Genomic DNA, 16734 nt, shown 5'->3' with positions numbered 1-16734 from the left:
CCGGGTAAGGCGTAGCCGCCACCCGGCTTTTTTTACAGCAGCGGCGGAATGGTCGGCACCTGCGGGGCCTCGTCGATATCTTTCTGCGTCATGCGAAACGCTTCGGGATAGTGCTCGCGGCTGGTACGGCGCAGCGGCTCAGTGTCTCGCCAGGTGTAGAGGCAGTGCTGGCACTGGTATACGGTCCAGACATCTTTTACCGGCGACGTTGCCATCACCTCAATATGTTCATCGGCACAACGTGGACAAATCATTTTCCCCTCCTTATTAACGTGCGGCCAGCATGGCGGTCAGTTTTTCTGCCCAGGCTTTGGTTTCAGGCAGATCCTGTACCGGCTGGCTGTAATGGCCGCGGAGATCCGGAGCTACCGGCGTGGTGGCGTCGATAATCAGTTTGTCAGTGATCCCTGCCGGGCTTGAACCCGGATCCAGCTCCAGCACTGACATATTCGGCAGCTGCACCAGATCCCCCGCGGCGTTCACTTTCGATGACAACGCCCACATCACCTGCGGCAGGTTAAACGGATCGACATCCTCATCTACCATGATCACCATCTTCACGTAGCCCAGCCCGTGCGGCGTAGTCATCGCCCGCAGGCCAACGGCGCGGGCAAAGCCGCCGTAGCGTTTTTTAGTGGAGATGATCGCCAGCAGGCCGTGGGTGTACATCGCGTTCACCGCCTGCACTTCCGGGAACTCGGCTTTCAGCTGCTGATAGAGCGGCACACAGGTTGCCGGGCCCATCAGGTAGTCAATTTCGGTCCAGGGCATGCCGAGATAGAGCGACTCAAAAATCGGTTTTGTACGGTACGAGACTTTGTCGATACGCACCACGGTCATGTTACGGCCACCGGAGTAATGCCCGGTGAACTCCCCGAACGGCCCTTCGATTTCGCGTTTACGCCCCTCAATGACCCCTTCGAGGATCACTTCCGATCCCCAGGGCACATCAAAACCGGTCAGCGGTGCGGTGGCGATGGGATACGGACTTTCGCGCAGCGCACCCGCCATCTCATATTCCGACTGATCGTACTTCAGCGGCGTGGCCCCCATCAGGGTGATAATCGGATCGTTGCCCAGGGTGATCGCAATCGGCAGATCCTGGCCCCGCTCTTCCGCTTTATGCAGGTGCAGGGCGATATCGTGCATCGGCACCGGCTGCAGGCCGAGTTTGCGTTTGCCCTTTACTTCCATTCGATAAATGCCAACGTTCTGTTTGCCGAAGTTATCCGGATCCAGCGGATCCCGGGAGACCACGCAGGCTTTATCGAGATAGAACCCGCCGTCGCCGTCGTTCAGGCGAAACAGCGGCAGTATGTCGAACAGGTTGATCGCCTCGCCGTCGACGGTGTTCTCTGCCCATGCCGGGTTGGCACGACGCTCCGGCGTAACCGGGAACTTATCCCAGCGGCGAATAAACTCATCGATCTGCTTTTTAACCGGCGTATTCGGCGGCAGCCCCATCGAGATGGCATGGTTCTGCCAGGAGCCGATGGTGTTCATGGCCACGCGGGCGTCGGTAAAGCCGCGAATGTTGTCAAACCATAGTGCAGGCGCGCCATCGCCTATGCGCCCGGTAGCGTTGGCCGCCGCCGCCAGATCCGGCTCAGCGTTCACTTCTTCCTGAATTTTCAGCAGTTGCCCTTGCTCATCGAGCGCCTGCAGGAAGCTTCTCAAATCATCAAATGCCATGTTCATTCTCCTGTGAAAAATTTCTGGCCGCCTGCAAACCTTTCCAGCGACGGGCTTTGCTATGCTCCAGACCAAACTGGTCGAGCACCCGGGTCACAATGTGTTGGGTAATATCATCGGCGGTTTGCGGGTGGTTGTAATAGGCGGGCATGGGCGGCACCATCGCCACGCCCATGCGCGAAAGAGCCAGCATGTTCTCCAGGTGGATAGTGCTGAGCGGCGTTTCCCGCGGGACCAGCACCAGCTTGCGCCCCTCTTTCAACACCACGTCAGCAGCACGCCCCACCAGCCCTTCGGCGTAGCCAGCGCGGATCCCCGCCAGCGTTTTCATGCTGCAGGGGATAACGATCATGCCGTCGGTACGAAACGAACCGGAGGAGATAGTGGCGGCCTGATCCGCCGGGCTGTGGACCACATCGGCCAGAGCGGCAACGTCCTGAGCGGTATAGGGCGTTTCCAGCTCGATGGTGGTTTTAGCCCACTTCGACATCACCAGGTGAGTTTCCACTTCCGGCATGTCGCGCAGCGCCTGCAGCAGTGCCACCCCGAGCGGCGCACCGGTCGCCCCTGTCATCCCCACTATCAATCTCATTCAGCACCTCAATCAATTTGTTCGTACACGAACATTATAATTAAGCTACTCCCGGATCGCTTTTCTGGCAAGATCGTTCGCATACGATCACACGAATGGCTAAAACATGCCGCGTTAAAATAGAGAGCAATAGCGGCTATCATAGAGAGAGAATTTTTGCGTCGGAGTGTTCATGGAACTAAGACAAGAGGCGTTCCACCTGTTACGTCAGCTTTTTCAACAGCATACCGCGCAGTGGCAGCATGCCCTACCAGAGCTGACCAAACCGCAGTACGCGGTTATGCGCTCAATTGCCGAACATCCGGGCATTGAGCAGGTGGCATTGACCGAAGTGGCGGTTAGTACCAAAGCGACCCTGGCGGAAATGCTGAGCCGGATGGAAGCTCGCGGACTGGTCAAACGCGAGCACGATCCGGCAGATAAGCGCCGCCGGTTTGTCTTCCTGACGCCAGAAGGTGAAGCCCTGCTTGCGGGCTCTAAACCGGTGGGCAACGAGGTGGATGAGGCGTTTTTAGGGCGTCTCAACAAGGCCGAGCGGGAGCAGTTCTCTGCTCTCATCAAAAAGATGATGCACGATTAATTCACGCTGGTGCGCATAAAATCAATAAAGGTGCGCACCTTCGCGGGCACATGCCGGGCATCAGGATAGACCGCATAGATGCCCTGCTGCGCAAAGGTATAGCCCGGTAAAACCGGGACCAGTTTTCCCGCATCAAGCGCATCGCGCGCCAGCCATTCCGGCAGTAACGCCACTCCACCTCCCGCCAGCGCAAAGGCCATGAGCGCCTGCGCGCTGTCGGCAAACAGACGCGGCGCTTTTTTAATCTCCAGTGCTTCAGGCGTACCGCTGGCATCTTTCACCTGCCAGTGCAGCGGCGAGGCGACGCGCTCGTGAATAATCCAGTCGGCCTGCGCCAGCTGCGCCAGCGATTCGACCGGATGTCTAACGAGCCACTCGGGCGTCGCGACGGGGAGAATGGAGAAGTGCGAAATCAGCGCAGCGTGGTAGCGCGAATCGGCAAGCGTTCCCAGCCGGATGGCCACGTCAAAGCGCTCCGAGATAAGGTCGGCGTGCAGTGACGACGAAACATGACGCACGCGAAGATCCGGGTGCTGCTGGCTAAACCTTGCCAGCAGCGGCACCACGACCTGCGAGCCATACTCCGGCGTGGTGGTGATCCGCAGTTCCCCTGTGAGCCCCGCATGGTTGGCACGGACATCATGCTGCAACTGCTCTGCTTCTTTCAGAAGCGCGACGCTGCGCTGATGAAACAGCGCGCCCGCCTCGGTTAACGTCAGACGGCGGGTGGATCGCAGCAGCAGGGTGACGCCCAGCTCCGCTTCGAGCTGGCGAATATTGAAGCTGACCACCGCTTTTGTCAGGCCCATCGCATCCGCTGCCGCCGTGAAACTGCCGGTGTCGGCCACCGCAACAAACATCTGCGTGCGCTGTAAGTTAATCATCATCGCTCTTTTTACTGTCAAAATGATTTTGACAGTATATCGCGCTTTGTCAGGTTTATCCGTGCCTGCCGGGCCGATACGATACGCCACCTCACCGGAGGATCCACCATGACGTATCGCAGCAAAGTCGCCGCAGTCTATCTGCTGGGCTTTTTTCTAGATCTGATCAACATGTTCATTGCCAGCGTCGCCTTTCCGGCGATGGCTCACGATTTTAACGCCACGCCTTCCACGCTTGCCTGGGTCAGTAACGGGTACATTGCCGGCCTGACGCTGGTGATCCCGTTCAGCTCTGTGCTGACGCGACGCATCGGGCCAAGGCACGTCATCCTGCTCTCGCTTTTTTTGTTCAGTGCAGCCTCTGTTGCGGCAGGCTTGTCCGCATCGCTTGAAAGCCTGATCGCCTGGCGCGTGCTGCAAGGGGTGGGAGGTGGCCTGTTGATACCCGTCGGACAGGCCCTGACCTGGCAGCAGTTTAAGCCTCACGAGCGCGCCCGGCTCTCCTCCGCGGTCATGCTCGTAGCGTTGCTCGCTCCCGCCTGCTCCCCTGCTGTCGGAGGCCTGCTGGTGCAGACGCTAAACTGGCGATGGATATTTTTCGCCACGCTTCCGGTTGCCCTCGTGACCTTTGCTCTGGCCTGCCTGTGGCTTAAGCACGAAATGCCCGCAATGAAAGTGGCCAGGCTGCTAAACCTGCCTCTGCTCGCAGACCCGCTTTTGCGTTTTTCCATGCTGGTCTATGTCTGTGTACCCGGTATGTTTATTGGGGTGAACGTCACGGGGATGTTTTATCTGCAGCACGAGGCGAACATGAGCCCAACCGCAACGGGAATGCTGATGCTGCCGTGGTCTGTGGCATCGTTTATAGCCATCACGGCGACGGGCCGCTATTTTAACCGCATCGGCCCCCGACCGCTGTTCGTCATCGGCTGCCTGTTGCAGGCGGCGGGTATTCTGCTTTTGATTGACGTCAGCTTGTCAACGCTGTTGCCTGCCGTCGCGTTTACCCTGATGGGCGCGGGAGGAAGCCTGTGCAGCAGCACGGCTCAGAGCAGCGCGTTTCTGACCACGCGCCGGGAAGATATGCCGGATGCCAGCGCCCTGTGGAATCTCAATCGTCAACTGAGCTTTTTTGCCGGTGCCCTGCTGCTGGCGCAGGCGCTGAACCTGGCGCAGCTCTGGCTGCCACCGCTCGCCGCGTGGCACGGGATGTTTATTTTTGCCGCAGGCATGACCTTGTTGCCTGTACTGTATGTTTTTCGTCTTAACAATACGCAGGTGCTCACCCAGCTGCGACAGGAGAATTCATGACACCTTTCGAACACGACATTATCGACCTCCACATTGCGCTTGAAAACTGGTTAGGCAAAGGCGAAGGCGATTACGACGCCCTGCTCGCCCGCTTCAGCCCGGATTTTCTGATGATCCCGCCGGGTGGTGTGCAGGTCGACTATAACGGCCTGGCCCGTTTTCTGGAGAGCCAGCGCGGAAGCCGTCCCGGCCTGAAGATCGTCATTGACGAATTAACGACGCGGCAGGCGTGGGCCCAGGGCGCGGTGCTTCACTATCGGGAGACGCAAACCCGGCCGGACCAGCCCGTCAACGTGCGTTGGTCAACCGCGGTGCTTAATCAGGAAGGCGATGGGATAACCTGGCGTCTGCTGCACGAAACGGCACAGCCGTAGCCCAAAAGAAAAAGGCCCGTCTCTCGACGGGCCTTTTTTTGACGAAAAGTGGCTTACTCGCGGAACAGCGCTTCGATATTCAGCCCTTGACCCTGCAGGATTTCACGCAGGCGACGCAGACCTTCAACCTGAATCTGACGAACACGTTCACGGGTCAGGCCGATTTCACGACCGACGTCTTCCAGTGTCGCAGCTTCATACCCCAGCAGACCGAAACGACGTGCCAGCACTTCACGCTGTTTGGCGTTCAGTTCGAACAGCCATTTGACGATGCTCTGTTTCATATCATCGTCCTGCGTGGTGTCTTCCGGGCCGTTGTCTTTTTCATCGGCCAGGATGTCCAGCAGCGCTTTCTCGGAATCGCCACCCAGCGGGGTGTCGACGGAGGTAATACGCTCGTTGAGACGCAGCATACGGCTTACATCATCAACCGGTTTATCCAGCTGCTCGGCAATCTCTTCCGCGCTTGGCTCGTGGTCCAGTTTATGGGACAACTCGCGTGCGGTACGCAGATAGACGTTCAGCTCTTTCACGATGTGAATCGGCAGACGGATCGTACGGGTTTGGTTCATGATTGCCCGTTCGATGGTCTGTCGGATCCACCACGTCGCGTATGTTGAGAAACGGAACCCACGTTCAGGGTCAAATTTCTCTACCGCGCGGATCAGCCCCAGGTTGCCCTCTTCAATCAGATCCAGCAAAGCCAGACCACGATTGCTGTAACGACGGGCAATCTTGACCACCAGACGCAGGTTACTTTCAATCATACGACGGCGTGAAGCTACATCACCACGCAATGCCCGGCGCGCGAAGTAAACTTCTTCTTCCGCTGTTAACAGTGGGGAGTATCCAATCTCCCCAAGGTAAAGCTGAGTCGCGTCCAGCACACGTTGAGTGGCACCCTGCGATAACAGCTCTTCTTCAGCTAAATCATTATCACTGGGTTCCTCTTCTACTAAGGCTTTTTCGTCAAAAACCTCAGCTCCGTTCTCATCAAATTCCGCGTCTTCATTTAAATCATGAACTTTCAGCGTATTCTGACTCATAAAGGTGGCTCCTACCCGTGATCCCTGAACAAGACAACCAAAGTGGTATGTCCCGCCAAATTATCGCTGCGGTAAATATTGCAGCGGGTTTACGGATTTCCCCTTGTAACGAATTTCAAAATGCAAGCGTGTAGAACTGGTTCCGGTGCTACCCATGGTAGCTATTTTCTGCCCCGCCTTAACTTCTTGTTGTTCCCGGACCAGCATCGTATCGTTATGGGCGTAGGCACTCAGGTAATCATCGTTGTGTTTTATGATAATAAGATTACCGTAACCGCGCAGAGCGTTACCGGCATATACCACGCGTCCATCTCCGGTCGCGATAATAGCCTGTCCCTTACTCCCTGCGATATCGACCCCTTTATTTCCCCCCTCGGAGGAAGAAAAGTTCTCGATAACCTTGCCTTCAGTCGGCCAGCGCCAGGAAGAGATTGGCGAGCTGGATGTCTGACTACTGGCAGCGGGCACGGTAGAGCTAACGACAGGTGCCGTGACGGGTGCTGTGACAACAGTCCCAGTCCCTTTATTGTTCGGCAACATCTTGTTAGCACTCTGTTCACCTGAATCCTCAGAATACGTAATTACAGGTTGCGACGCAACCACTGTGCTTGATTTTTGCGCAGGCGTCACACTGTTATTTTGCGCCGTCACGTCTGCCACCGATACGGTGTTGCCTGGCGTGAGCGGTTTGCCCGTTGCGTTGCCCACCTGCAGCGTCTGGCCAACTTCCAGGCCATACGGGGCCTGGACGTTATTTCGTTGCGCAAGGTCACGGAAATCGTTCCCGGTGATCCAGGCGATATAGAAGAGCGTGTCACCGCGTTTTACGGTGTAGGTGCTGCCGCCGGTATAGCTTCCTTTCGGAATGTTCCCATACTTACGGTTATACACAATGCGGCCATTTTCCGTCTGAACAGGCTGATCCACTGGCTGAATCTGTGTTGGCTGTGTAACCACTGGCTGAACAGGCTGAATCTGAGGTGTTTGTTGTGTTGTTGTGCCCATCTTAGGCGGAGGGGTGATCAGCATGCCGCCGGATGAATTGCCGGAACTGCTGCTGCCGCCAACTGAACTCACCGGCGCAGGGGCGTTATTCGAGGATGTACAACCTGCCAGCCACAGTGAAACCAGTGACAGTGCCGCAACACGGCTGATGGTGAATTTTGGGCTTCCCGCGCTCATTTATCCCCCAGGAATGTTTTTAGTTACCAGTGACTTAAAATTAACCGTAATGTCACGCGCTTTGGCGCCACACCATACGCTGAATTGGCCTGAATAACCCTGGAAAAATCCGAGTCTCAGGCCAGCTCTCCTTTTACCAGAGGCACAAAACGTACAGCTTCTACGGTATCGATGATGAACTCGTCGCCCCGTCGATGAACACGCTTCAATAGCTGATGCTCATCGCCCACCGGTAAAACGAGGATCCCGCCGTCGTCCAGCTGTGCCATAAGCGCAACCGGGATTTCCGGCGGTGCGGCCGTCACGATAATGGCATCAAACGGGCCGCGAGCCTTCCAGCCCTGCCAGCCATCGCCGTGACGGGTAGAAACATTGTGTAAATCAAGCTGCTTCAGACGACGACGCGCCTGCCACTGCAAACCTTTAATACGTTCAACCGAGCAGACATGATGCACCAGGTGCGCCAGAATAGCGGTCTGATAGCCCGAACCGGTGCCGATCTCCAGGACCCGTGAGTCGGGCGTGAGCTCCAGCAGCTCGGTCATGCGCGCCACCATATAGGGCTGCGAAATGGTCTGCCCCTGACCTATCGGCAGGGCGACGTTTTCCCACGCTTTGTGCTCAAACGCCTCATCAACGAACTTTTCACGCGGTACCAGCGAGATGGCATTAAGCACCCGCTCATCAGTAATACCTTGCGTGCGTAATTGATTCAGAAGTGCTTGTACACGTTTACTTACCATTGTGAATTCACCCCGGCACGATCCAGCCAGTCTGACACCACATCTTGCGCGTTATGCGCGGTCAAATCTACATGCAACGGCGTAACCGAAACGTAGCCCTCGTCCACCGCGGCGAAATCGGTATCCGGCCCGGCATCGTGCTTTTCACCCGGCGGGCCAATCCAGTAGAGCGTGTTCCCGCGCGGATCTTCCTGCGGGATCACTTTATCCGCCGGATGTCGGCTGCCGCAGCGCGTCACGCGAATGCCTTTGATCTCTTCCAGCGGCAGGTCCGGGACGTTGATATTGAGGATCCGCCCGGTGCGCAGCGGCTCGCGGCTCAGCGCCCGCAAAATGGAGCAGGTCACCGCGGCAGCGGTGTCGTAATGCTGATGGCCATTGAGGGAGACGGCCAGGGCAGGAAAACCGAGATGGCGCCCTTCCATCGCGGCCGCCACGGTGCCGGAGTAGATCACGTCATCGCCCAGATTGGGCCCGGCATTAATGCCGGAGACCACCACGTCCGGACGCGGTCGCATCAGGGCGTTAACACCGAGAAAGACGCAGTCCGTCGGGGTGCCCATCTGAACGGCGATATCGCCGTTGTCGAAGGTAAAGGTGCGAAGGGACGACTCAAGGGTTAACGAGTTAGAGGCACCGCTGCGGTTACGATCGGGAGCCACAACCTGCACCTCAGCGAACTCACGCAGCGCCTTAGCCAGCGTCTGAATGCCCGGCGCATGGATCCCGTCATCGTTACTCAGCAATATTCGCATAGTCACCCGAAGTGTTGATAAGTTCCCTGACAACACTGGTGGCAAAGCTACCTGCCGGCAGCCAGAAACGTAACTCGACGGTTACGTCATCCCACCAGTTCCAGCTCAGCTGTTGCGGATAGAGCAGCATCGCCCGGCGTGCCGCTTCGACTTTTTCCCGCACCAGCAGAGAGCATAATTCTGTTTCACCGGCGACGGCTGCCTGCTCCGCCTGCAGCGCCTCGCCCTGCGGGCCCCATTCGCCGGTACCCGGCAGGGCCGCGGTGATCAACAGCGTTTTCGCATTGACGCGCGCCTGCAGATCGGCCATTTCTTCGTCGGTGGCAACGAACCAGCTGCCGCGTCCCGCTAATTGTAGCGCATCGCCAACAACAACTTGATTCGCGTCTGTTTTTTTCAGACGTTCGCTCACGATGTGATTAAACAACGCACTGCGGGCTGCCGACAACCAAAAACTGCGTTTATTGCGGTCACGCACCGGGGCATTGCTTTGCGCCCAGCGCAGCGCGCCCTGTAAGTTGCTGCCGCCAATACCAAAACGCTGGGCACCGAAGTAGTTCGGCACGCCCTGTTCGTTAATGGCAGTAAGACGCTTTTCGACCTCGTCGCGATGGCTCACTTCGCGCAGCACCAGGGTAAAGGCGTTGCCCTTTAACGCGCCAAGGCGCAATTTGCGCTTATGACGGGCGTATTCAAGCACCTTGCAGCCCTCAAGCTGGAACTGGCTTAAATCAGGCATCCCATTACCCGGCACCCGGGCGCAGAGCCACTGCTCGGTGACCGCGTGTTTATCTTTTTGCCCGGCGAAGCTCACTTCACGAGCGTGAATTTTCAGGAACTTAGCCAGCGCTTCAGCAACAAAACGGGTGTTGCAGCCGTTTTTCAGGATCCGCACCAGAATGTGCTCGCCCTCGCCATCCGGCTCAAAGCCCAGATCTTCGATCACCACGAAATCTTCCGGATTGGCCTTCAGCAGGCCCGTGCCCTGCGGTTTACCGTGCAGGTACGTCAGGTTATCGAAATCCGTCATTTGGCCGCCTTCACCAGCAGCGCCACGGCCTCACAGGCGATACCTTCACCGCGACCGGTAAAGCCGAGCTTTTCGGTGGTGGTGGCTTTAACGTTGACGTCGTCCATATGGCAACCGAGATCTTCGGCAATAAACACCCGCATCTGCGGGATATGCGGCAGCATTTTCGGGGCCTGGGCAATGATGGTCACGTCTACGTTACCCAGGGTATAGCCTTTAGCCTGGATCCGACGCCAGGCTTCGCGCAGCAGTTCGCGGCTGTCGGCCCCTTTGAAGGCCGGATCGGTGTCCGGGAACAGCTTGCCGATATCGCCCAGCGCCGCCGCACCCAGCAGCGCGTCGGTTAACGCGTGCAGGGCAACATCACCATCAGAATGCGCGAGCAGTCCTTTTTCATAAGGGATGCGTACGCCGCCAATGATAATTGGGCCCTCGCCGCCAAAGGCGTGTACGTCAAAACCATGTCCAATTCGCATTATGCCTTCTCCTGATGGGTCGAACGGGTAAGATAAAATTCTGCCAGCTGTAAATCTTCGGGGCGCGTCACTTTTATATTATCTGCGCGCCCTTCAATCAGTTCCGGGTGAAAACCGCAGTACTCCAGCGCCGAGGCTTCGTCGGTGATGGTTGCGCCTTCGTTCAGGGCCCGGGTTAAGCAGGCCTGCAGCAGCTCGCGAGGGAAAAATTGCGGCGTGAGCGCGTGCCAGAGGTCAACGCGCTCTACCGTATGGGCAATAGCCGGAACGCCTGGTTCGCCGCGCTTCATGGTATCGCGGACCGGCGCGGCGAGAATACCGCCGACGCGGCTGGTTTCGCTGATGGCCAGCAGCCGCGCCAGGTCGTCCTGATGCAGGCACGGGCGCGCCGCGTCATGCACCAGCACCCACTGCGCGTCACCGGCGGCCTGGAGACCTGCCAGCACCGAATCGGCGCGCTCTGCGCCACCGTCCACCACGGTGACCTGCGGATGGTGGGCCAGCGGCAGCGCGGCAAAGCGGGCATCGCCCGGGCTGATGGCGATAACGACCCGCGTCACGCGTGGGTTCGCCAGCAGCGCCGCCACGGTGTGCTCGAGGATCGTTTTATCACCAATTGAAAGGTACTGCTTAGGACATTCTGTCTGCATGCGCCGGCCAAACCCGGCGGCTGGCACAACGGCGCATACGTTCGAAAAAGTGACTGCCATGGCTAATAATCCTGGGCCTGATTATCGGGTGTTTTGTACTGAGCCCTGGTTGCGTTTAGACGCATCCGGCACCAGACGATAGAAGGTTTCGCCCGGCTTAGTCATGCTGAGTTCGTTGCGTGCGCGCTCTTCAATGGCCTCTTGTCCGCCATTGAGATCGTCAATTTCCGCAAACAGCTGATCGTTTCGCGCTTTTAGTTTGCTATTTGTTGCCTGCTGCGCCGTCACGTCATCGCTGACGCGACTGTAATCGTGAAGGCCGTTCTTACCGAACCACAGTGAATACTGAAGCCAGACCAGCAATGCCAGCAACAGCAGCGTAAGTTTACCCATCCTGCCCCCTGAAAAACGGCATCATCATCCCATAACTTTTCCCACGACTCTACATCGGGGCTACAGAGATGCCGCACCATTGCGGGCAAATGTACCACATTTTTTTTGCAGATTCGCGCCAGCCAACACCGTGACACAGTTAGTGACGGTTTGAATTATGGCTGAACTTATCCCATGAGCCACAAAAATAACAGTCCAACCATTGCCACCACCGTCATCACGGTGGTGAATGAACTGTAGAGCAGCTTGCCGTTGAGCAGAGAGTGCAGCGCAATCCCCACCACTATGGCAACGGGCATCAGCGCCAGGAAGAAAGGCCAGGTATAGAGGAAAAAGAACAGGGTATTACTGCCGTAAAACAGGAAAGGGATGCCCAGTGCCATCAGCCATGACGCGAAGCCGACAATCGCCCCGGGGAAAGACCAGGTCGTCTCGTCATTTGTCGATACCCTGTCCGACCCGGTGATAAGGTAGTTCTCACTGTTTCGCATAGCTGATCCTGTGACCATGACATATTGATGGGGGTTGCCACCCCATCAATACCATCTCAGGATCTGATAATATCGCCCTGTCTGAGCAGGTCTAATAATTGGCTCACTAAATTTGTTACCAATTGTTGACCTTCCAGATGGATGTCGGGCGCATCGGGGGTTTCATAAACTGCGTCAATACCGGTGAAATTTTTCAGTTCACCCGCGCGGGCTTTTTTATACAGCCCCTTCGGATCGCGTTGCTCGCAGATCGCCAGCGGGGTATCGACGAAGACTTCGATAAAGCGGTTCTGACCGACGCGCTCGCGCACGAACTGCCGCTCGGCACGGTGCGGCGAAATAAACGCCGTTAATACCACCAGCCCGGCATCGGCCATCAGGCTGGCCACTTCGCCCACCCGACGGATGTTCTCTTTGCGATCCGCATCGCTAAAGCCGAGATCGCTGCACAGCCCGTGGCGCACGTTGTCGCCATCCAGCAGATAGGTGCTGACGCCCGCTTTATGCAGCGCCTCTTCCAGCGCGCCCGCGACGGTGGATTTACCGGAGCCCGAGAGCCCGGTAAACCACAGCACAACCCCACGATGACCGTGGAGTTGTTCGCGATCGGCGACAGTAACCGGATGAGGATGCCAGACGACGTTCTCATCATGCTGCGCCATTACTTGCCTCCCAGCAGATCGCGTGCGCCCCAGTGCGGGAAGTGTTTGCGTACCAGCGCGTTCAGCTCCAGCTCAAAGGCGCTGAATTCCGACGGCACCACGCTTGCCTGCGCTTTAGGCTCGCGCACCATCCCGGCACCCACGGTGACGTTGGTCAGGCGATCGATAATGATCAGGCCGCCGGTCACCGGGTTCTGCTGATATTGATCCAGCACCAGCGGTTCGTCGAAGGTGAAATCCACCAGCCCGATGCCGTTCAGCGGCAGCTCAGTGACGCTGTGCTGCGCCAGATTGTTGATATCCACCTGATAGTGAATGCCGTCCACGCGGGCGCGGGTTTTCTTACCGGCAATCTTGATGTCATAGCTCTGGCCCGGAGACAGCGGCTGCTCGGCCATCCACACCACATCAATGGCGGCGCTTTGCACCGCAGGCAGCGTCTCCTGCGCATCCACCAGCAGGTCGCCACGGCTGATATCGATCTCGTCTTTCAGCACCAGGGTAACGGCTTCGCCTGCCCCGGCTTCCTGCAGATCGCCATCAAAGGTGACGATACGAGTGATTGTGGATTCCACGCCTGACGGCAGCACTTTCACGCGCTGCCCCACCTGCACGCTGCCGGAGGCAAGGGTGCCGGAGAAGCCGCGGAAATCGAGGTTTGGACGGTTCACGTACTGCACCGGGAAGCGCATCGGCTGGGTTTCGACGCTGCGCTGGATCTCAACGGTCTCTAACACTTCCAGCAGCGTCGGGCCGCTGTACCACGGCATGCTCACACTCTGGGAGGCCACGTTATCCCCTTCCAGCGCCGAGAGCGGCACGAAGCGGATGTCGAGGTTGCCCGGCAGCTGTTCGGCAAAGGTCAGGTAGCTTTCGCGGATCTCGTTAAACTTCTCTTCGCTGAAGTTCACCAGGTCCATCTTGTTGACCGCCACCACCAGATGCTTGATCCCCAGCAGCGTGGAGATAAAGCTGTGGCGACGGGTCTGATCCAGCACCCCTTTACGGGCGTCGATCAGCAGGATCGCCAGGTCGCAGGTTGAGGCACCGGTCGCCATATTACGGGTGTACTGCTCGTGCCCCGGGGTGTCGGCGATAATAAATTTGCGCTTCTCGGTGGAGAAGTAGCGATAGGCCACGTCGATGGTGATGCCCTGCTCGCGCTCCGCCTGCAGGCCATCCACCAGCAGGGCCAGATCGAGCTTCTCGCCCTGGGTACCGTGACGTTTGCTGTCGTTGTGCAGGGAAGAGAGCTGATCTTCATAGATCTGACGGGTATCGTGCAGCAGACGGCCAATCAGCGTGCTTTTGCCGTCATCGACGCTGCCGCAGGTCAGAAAACGCAGCAGGCTTTTATGCTGTTGTGCGTGCAGGTAGGCTTCGACGCCGCCTTCATCCGCAATCTGTTGAGCAATAGTGGTATTCATGGCGGCTCCTTAGAAATAACCCTGACGTTTCTTCAGCTCCATCGAGCCTGCCTGGTCGCGGTCAATCACGCGCCCTTGTCGCTCGCTGGTGGTCGACACCAGCATCTCTTCGATGATCTCCGGCAGCGTCTGCGCGTTGGACTCCACCGCGCCGGTCAGCGGCCAGCAGCCGAGAGTACGGAAGCGCACCATCTGCTTTTTGATCACTTCACCCGGCTGCAGGTCGATGCGATCGTCGTCGATCATCATCAGCATGCCGTCACGCTCCAGCACCGGACGTTCAGCCGCCAGATACAGCGGAACGATCTCGATATTTTCCAGATAGATGTACTGCCAGATATCCAGCTCGGTCCAGTTGGAGAGCGGGAAGACGCGAATGCTTTCGCCTTTGTTGATCTGGCCGTTGTAGTTGTGCCACAGCTCCGGGCGCTGGTTTTTTGGGTCCCAGCGGTGGAAGCGGTCGCGGAAGGAGTAGATGCGCTCCTTGGCGCGGGATTTCTCTTCATCACGGCGCGCGCCGCCGAAGGCCGCATCAAAGCCGTACTTGTTCAGCGCCTGCTTCAGCCCTTCGGTCTTCATGATGTCGGTGTGTTTGCCGCTGCCGTGGACGAACGGGTTAATACCCATCGCCACCCCTTCCGGGTTTTTATGTACCAGCAGTTCGCAGCCATAGGCTTTGGCGGTGCGGTCACGGAACTCATACATCTCGCGGAATTTCCAGCCGGTATCCACGTGCAGCAGCGGGAACGGCAGCGTGCCCGGATAAAAGGCTTTACGCGCCAGGTGCAGCATCACGCTGGAGTCTTTGCCGATGGAGTACATCATTACCGGGTTCGCGAACTCGGCGGCCACTTCGCGGATGATATGAATGCTCTCCGCTTCAAGCTGCCGCAGGTGAGTCAGTCGTTTTTGGTCCATAACCGTTCCTTAAGCCAGATTTACGACAGAAGAGCCAAACCCTTCTGTGTCGGTAGTGTGTTGAAACCAGGCGAGCGTGCTGTGCAGCTGCACCACTTCACCCACCACAATCAGGGCGGGCATCGGGGCGTCTTTCGCCAGGCTTGCAAGGTGTTGTAATGTGCCGGTCACCACGTGCTGATCGACGCGCGTGCCGCGGGATATCACCGCCACAGGCGTATCTGCATCGCGCCCGTGTTGAATAAGCTGTTCACTGATTTCAGCGGCCTTCATGGTGCCCATGTAGATCGCCAGCGTCTGTCGGCTCTGGGCCAGATGGGTCCAGTCGAACGGGGCGCTGTCGGCTTTGTAGTGGCCGGTGACAAAGGTGACGCTCTGAGCGTAATCCCGGTGGGTCAGGGGAATACCTGCATAAGCCGTCACGGCAGAGGCCGCGGTGATCCCCGGCACCACCTGGAACGGCACGCCCGCTTCAGCGGCGGCCTGCAGCTCTTCGCCGCCGCGGCCAAAGATGAAGGGATCGCCGCCCTTGAGACGCACCACGGTTTTGCCCGCTTTCGCCGCGTCAATCAGCATCTGATTGGTTTCATGCTGCGGCACGGCGTGCCCGCCCGCGCGTTTGCCGACGCAGATCTGCTCGGCGTCGCGACGGATCAGCTCGCGCACGCCGTCGGTGACCAGATGGTCGTAGAACACCACGTCCGCATCCTGCAGCACCTGCAGACCACGAAGCGTCAGTAATCCGGCATCGCCAGGCCCCGCGCCGACGAGGATGATCTCTCCGCCGGTGCTGCCCGGGTTATCCAGCTCGTCTTCGAGGATCTTCTGCGCCGCCGTCTCGTTACCGGCCTGCATCAGGCTGGCAAAGCGGCCGCGGAAAACGCGCTCCCAGAAACGACGGCGTTCCGCCACGCTGGTCAGGCGGGTTTTCAGATGGTTGCGCCAGAAGCTGGCTTTCTCGGCCATCCGGCCCAGGCTGGTCGGCAGCAGCGCTTCGATTTTTTCCCGCAGAACGCGCGCCAGCACCGGCGCGGTGCCGCCGGAGGAGATCGCCACCAGCAGCGGCGAGCGGTCGACAATTGACGGGAAGATAAACGAGCACAGCGGCTGATCGTCCACTACGTTCACCAGACGGTGACGGGCATGGGCGGCGTCAGAGATGCGCTGATTGAGTGTGCGGTTTTCAGTTGCGGCAATCACCAGTACCACATTGTCGATTTGCGCTTCATCAAAGTCCGCTTCGGCAACCACCTGCACGCGCGCGCCTGCCCGGTGTAAAAAGGCAATTTTGCGCTCGGCGATTTCACCGCAGCCGATCACCAGGACCGGACGGTCTTTTATGTCAGCAAATAAAGGAAGGTAATCCACAATGCTACAACTCGCTAACAACCAGGAATAGTGGGACTATAGGGGGCTGCTCATAGCGAATGAAATTACGAATTGGAATGAGTAGTTACTCAATGGAATAACGCGCTGGAAAAGCAAATATCAAAAAGTGCTTAACATGCGTAATTACGGGCATTTAAGA

Annotated in this window: 20 protein-coding genes; 3 read left to right on the top strand and 17 right to left on the bottom strand. The window is 57.9% G+C overall.

Annotation, left to right across the window (positions count from 1 at the left end; all coding sequences use genetic code 11):
- Window positions 1–32: 32 nt before the first annotated feature.
- Genes WFO70_RS15465 through WFO70_RS15455 form a run of 3 tightly spaced genes read right to left on the bottom strand, consistent with a single transcriptional unit; the run spans window position 33 to window position 2284 of the window.
- Window positions 33–254, bottom strand: coding sequence for a non-oxidative hydroxyarylic acid decarboxylases subunit D (locus WFO70_RS15465; RefSeq protein WP_045331306.1), 222 nt, complete (start codon window positions 252–254; stop codon window positions 33–35).
- Window positions 255–267: 13 nt separating this feature from the next.
- On the bottom strand, window positions 268–1692 hold the full coding sequence (locus WFO70_RS15460) for a non-oxidative hydroxyarylic acid decarboxylases subunit C (protein WP_337017261.1): 1425 nt from the start codon (window positions 1690–1692) through the stop codon (window positions 268–270).
- Window positions 1682–2284: a non-oxidative hydroxyarylic acid decarboxylases subunit B gene (locus WFO70_RS15455; RefSeq protein ID WP_337017260.1), complete on the bottom strand. Its 603-nt coding sequence runs from the start codon at window positions 2282–2284 to the stop codon at window positions 1682–1684. Before WFO70_RS15455 ends, WFO70_RS15460 begins: the two co-directional genes overlap by 11 nt.
- A gap of 172 nt (window positions 2285–2456) precedes the next feature.
- On the opposite strand from WFO70_RS15455, the gene WFO70_RS15450 reads away from it, so the two are divergent.
- Window positions 2457–2864 carry a MarR family winged helix-turn-helix transcriptional regulator gene (locus tag WFO70_RS15450; protein WP_337017259.1) on the top strand — a complete coding sequence of 136 codons (408 nt, stop codon included), beginning with the start codon at window positions 2457–2459 and terminating at the stop codon, window positions 2862–2864.
- Here the strand turns inward: WFO70_RS15450 and WFO70_RS15445 are convergent.
- Complete coding sequence (locus WFO70_RS15445; protein WP_337017479.1) at window positions 2861–3748, bottom strand: LysR family transcriptional regulator; 888 nt, start codon at window positions 3746–3748, stop codon at window positions 2861–2863. The two genes, WFO70_RS15450 and WFO70_RS15445, sit on opposite strands and share 4 nt — an antisense overlap.
- Window positions 3749–3856: 108 nt before the next feature.
- On the opposite strand from WFO70_RS15445, the gene WFO70_RS15440 reads away from it, so the two are divergent.
- Window positions 3857–5059, top strand: a complete 1203-nt coding sequence (locus WFO70_RS15440; protein WP_337017258.1) for an MFS transporter — start codon at window positions 3857–3859, stop codon at window positions 5057–5059.
- Complete coding sequence (locus WFO70_RS15435; RefSeq protein ID WP_337017257.1) at window positions 5056–5433, top strand: DUF4440 domain-containing protein; 378 nt, start codon at window positions 5056–5058, stop codon at window positions 5431–5433. The genes WFO70_RS15440 and WFO70_RS15435 overlap by 4 nt, the downstream gene beginning before the upstream one ends.
- Before the next feature lie 53 nt (window positions 5434–5486).
- On the opposite strand, the gene rpoS is transcribed toward WFO70_RS15435, so the two are convergent.
- The 13 genes from rpoS to cysG form a co-directional block, all read right to left on the bottom strand.
- Entirely contained in the window at window positions 5487–6479 is a 993-nt protein-coding gene (gene rpoS / locus WFO70_RS15430; RefSeq protein WP_032613624.1) for an RNA polymerase sigma factor RpoS, read from the bottom strand.
- A gap of 60 nt (window positions 6480–6539) precedes the next feature.
- Window positions 6540–7661, bottom strand: a complete 1122-nt coding sequence (gene nlpD / locus WFO70_RS15425; RefSeq protein WP_337017256.1) for a murein hydrolase activator NlpD — start codon at window positions 7659–7661, stop codon at window positions 6540–6542.
- 116 nt (window positions 7662–7777) lie between these two features.
- Window positions 7778–8404: a protein-L-isoaspartate(D-aspartate) O-methyltransferase gene (locus tag WFO70_RS15420; RefSeq protein WP_337017254.1), complete on the bottom strand. Its 627-nt coding sequence runs from the start codon at window positions 8402–8404 to the stop codon at window positions 7778–7780.
- A complete protein-coding gene (surE, locus tag WFO70_RS15415) occupies window positions 8398–9159 on the bottom strand; it encodes a 5'/3'-nucleotidase SurE (RefSeq protein ID WP_337017252.1) in 762 nt (253 codons plus the stop codon). The genes WFO70_RS15420 and surE overlap by 7 nt, the downstream gene beginning before the upstream one ends.
- Window positions 9140–10189 (bottom strand): tRNA pseudouridine(13) synthase TruD, encoded by a 1050-nt coding sequence (gene truD / locus WFO70_RS15410; RefSeq protein WP_337017250.1) that lies wholly within the window; start codon window positions 10187–10189, stop codon window positions 9140–9142. Before truD ends, surE begins: the two co-directional genes overlap by 20 nt.
- Window positions 10186–10665, bottom strand: a complete 480-nt coding sequence (gene ispF / locus WFO70_RS15405; protein WP_006811766.1) for a 2-C-methyl-D-erythritol 2,4-cyclodiphosphate synthase — start codon at window positions 10663–10665, stop codon at window positions 10186–10188. The genes truD and ispF overlap by 4 nt, the downstream gene beginning before the upstream one ends.
- Window positions 10665–11375: a 2-C-methyl-D-erythritol 4-phosphate cytidylyltransferase gene (gene ispD / locus WFO70_RS15400; protein WP_337017248.1), complete on the bottom strand. Its 711-nt coding sequence runs from the start codon at window positions 11373–11375 to the stop codon at window positions 10665–10667. The genes ispF and ispD overlap by 1 nt, the downstream gene beginning before the upstream one ends.
- Window positions 11376–11396: 21 nt before the next feature.
- Window positions 11397–11708 carry a cell division protein FtsB gene (ftsB, locus tag WFO70_RS15395; RefSeq protein ID WP_032613637.1) on the bottom strand — a complete coding sequence of 104 codons (312 nt, stop codon included), beginning with the start codon at window positions 11706–11708 and terminating at the stop codon, window positions 11397–11399.
- A gap of 167 nt (window positions 11709–11875) precedes the next feature.
- Window positions 11876–12199: a DUF3561 family protein gene (locus WFO70_RS15390; RefSeq protein WP_337017246.1), complete on the bottom strand. Its 324-nt coding sequence runs from the start codon at window positions 12197–12199 to the stop codon at window positions 11876–11878.
- Between the two features lie 56 nt (window positions 12200–12255).
- Window positions 12256–12861, bottom strand: coding sequence for an adenylyl-sulfate kinase (gene cysC, locus WFO70_RS15385; protein ID WP_337017244.1), 606 nt, complete (start codon window positions 12859–12861; stop codon window positions 12256–12258).
- Window positions 12861–14288, bottom strand: coding sequence for a sulfate adenylyltransferase subunit CysN (gene cysN, locus WFO70_RS15380; RefSeq protein WP_337017242.1), 1428 nt, complete (start codon window positions 14286–14288; stop codon window positions 12861–12863). Before cysN ends, cysC begins: the two co-directional genes overlap by 1 nt.
- A gap of 9 nt (window positions 14289–14297) precedes the next feature.
- Window positions 14298–15206 (bottom strand): sulfate adenylyltransferase subunit CysD, encoded by a 909-nt coding sequence (cysD, locus tag WFO70_RS15375; RefSeq protein WP_106994471.1) that lies wholly within the window; start codon window positions 15204–15206, stop codon window positions 14298–14300.
- A 9-nt stretch (window positions 15207–15215) separates the two neighbouring features.
- Window positions 15216–16574 carry a siroheme synthase CysG gene (gene cysG, locus WFO70_RS15370; RefSeq protein ID WP_337017240.1) on the bottom strand — a complete coding sequence of 453 codons (1359 nt, stop codon included), beginning with the start codon at window positions 16572–16574 and terminating at the stop codon, window positions 15216–15218.
- Between the last annotated feature and the right edge of the window lie 160 nt (window positions 16575–16734).

Origin of the sequence: Leclercia sp. AS011 (assembly GCF_037152535.1) — a bacterium.
Lineage (GTDB): Bacteria > Pseudomonadota > Gammaproteobacteria > Enterobacterales > Enterobacteriaceae > Enterobacter.
Note: the sequence above shows the minus strand (reverse complement) of the source record. Positions and strands in the feature narration are given on the sequence as shown.

Coding starts and splice junctions, on each gene's coding strand:
- WFO70_RS15465 (WP_045331306.1), bottom strand. CDS start 254: ATGATTTGTCCACGTTGTGCCGATGAACATATTGAGGTGATGGCAACG.
- WFO70_RS15460 (WP_337017261.1), bottom strand. CDS start 1,692: ATGGCATTTGATGATTTGAGAAGCTTCCTGCAGGCGCTCGATGAGCAA.
- WFO70_RS15455 (WP_337017260.1), bottom strand. CDS start 2,284: ATGAGATTGATAGTGGGGATGACAGGGGCGACCGGTGCGCCGCTCGGG.
- WFO70_RS15450 (WP_337017259.1), top strand. CDS start 2,457: ATGGAACTAAGACAAGAGGCGTTCCACCTGTTACGTCAGCTTTTTCAA.
- WFO70_RS15445 (WP_337017479.1), bottom strand. CDS start 3,748: ATGATTAACTTACAGCGCACGCAGATGTTTGTTGCGGTGGCCGACACC.
- WFO70_RS15440 (WP_337017258.1), top strand. CDS start 3,857: ATGACGTATCGCAGCAAAGTCGCCGCAGTCTATCTGCTGGGCTTTTTT.
- WFO70_RS15435 (WP_337017257.1), top strand. CDS start 5,056: ATGACACCTTTCGAACACGACATTATCGACCTCCACATTGCGCTTGAA.
- rpoS (WP_032613624.1), bottom strand. CDS start 6,479: ATGAGTCAGAATACGCTGAAAGTTCATGATTTAAATGAAGACGCGGAA.
- nlpD (WP_337017256.1), bottom strand. CDS start 7,661: ATGAGCGCGGGAAGCCCAAAATTCACCATCAGCCGTGTTGCGGCACTG.
- WFO70_RS15420 (WP_337017254.1), bottom strand. CDS start 8,404: ATGGTAAGTAAACGTGTACAAGCACTTCTGAATCAATTACGCACGCAA.
- surE (WP_337017252.1), bottom strand. CDS start 9,159: ATGCGAATATTGCTGAGTAACGATGACGGGATCCATGCGCCGGGCATT.
- truD (WP_337017250.1), bottom strand. CDS start 10,189: ATGACGGATTTCGATAACCTGACGTACCTGCACGGTAAACCGCAGGGC.
- ispF (WP_006811766.1), bottom strand. CDS start 10,665: ATGCGAATTGGACATGGTTTTGACGTACACGCCTTTGGCGGCGAGGGC.
- ispD (WP_337017248.1), bottom strand. CDS start 11,375: ATGGCAGTCACTTTTTCGAACGTATGCGCCGTTGTGCCAGCCGCCGGG.
- ftsB (WP_032613637.1), bottom strand. CDS start 11,708: ATGGGTAAACTTACGCTGCTGTTGCTGGCATTGCTGGTCTGGCTTCAG.
- WFO70_RS15390 (WP_337017246.1), bottom strand. CDS start 12,199: ATGCGAAACAGTGAGAACTACCTTATCACCGGGTCGGACAGGGTATCG.
- cysC (WP_337017244.1), bottom strand. CDS start 12,861: ATGGCGCAGCATGATGAGAACGTCGTCTGGCATCCTCATCCGGTTACT.
- cysN (WP_337017242.1), bottom strand. CDS start 14,288: ATGAATACCACTATTGCTCAACAGATTGCGGATGAAGGCGGCGTCGAA.
- cysD (WP_106994471.1), bottom strand. CDS start 15,206: ATGGACCAAAAACGACTGACTCACCTGCGGCAGCTTGAAGCGGAGAGC.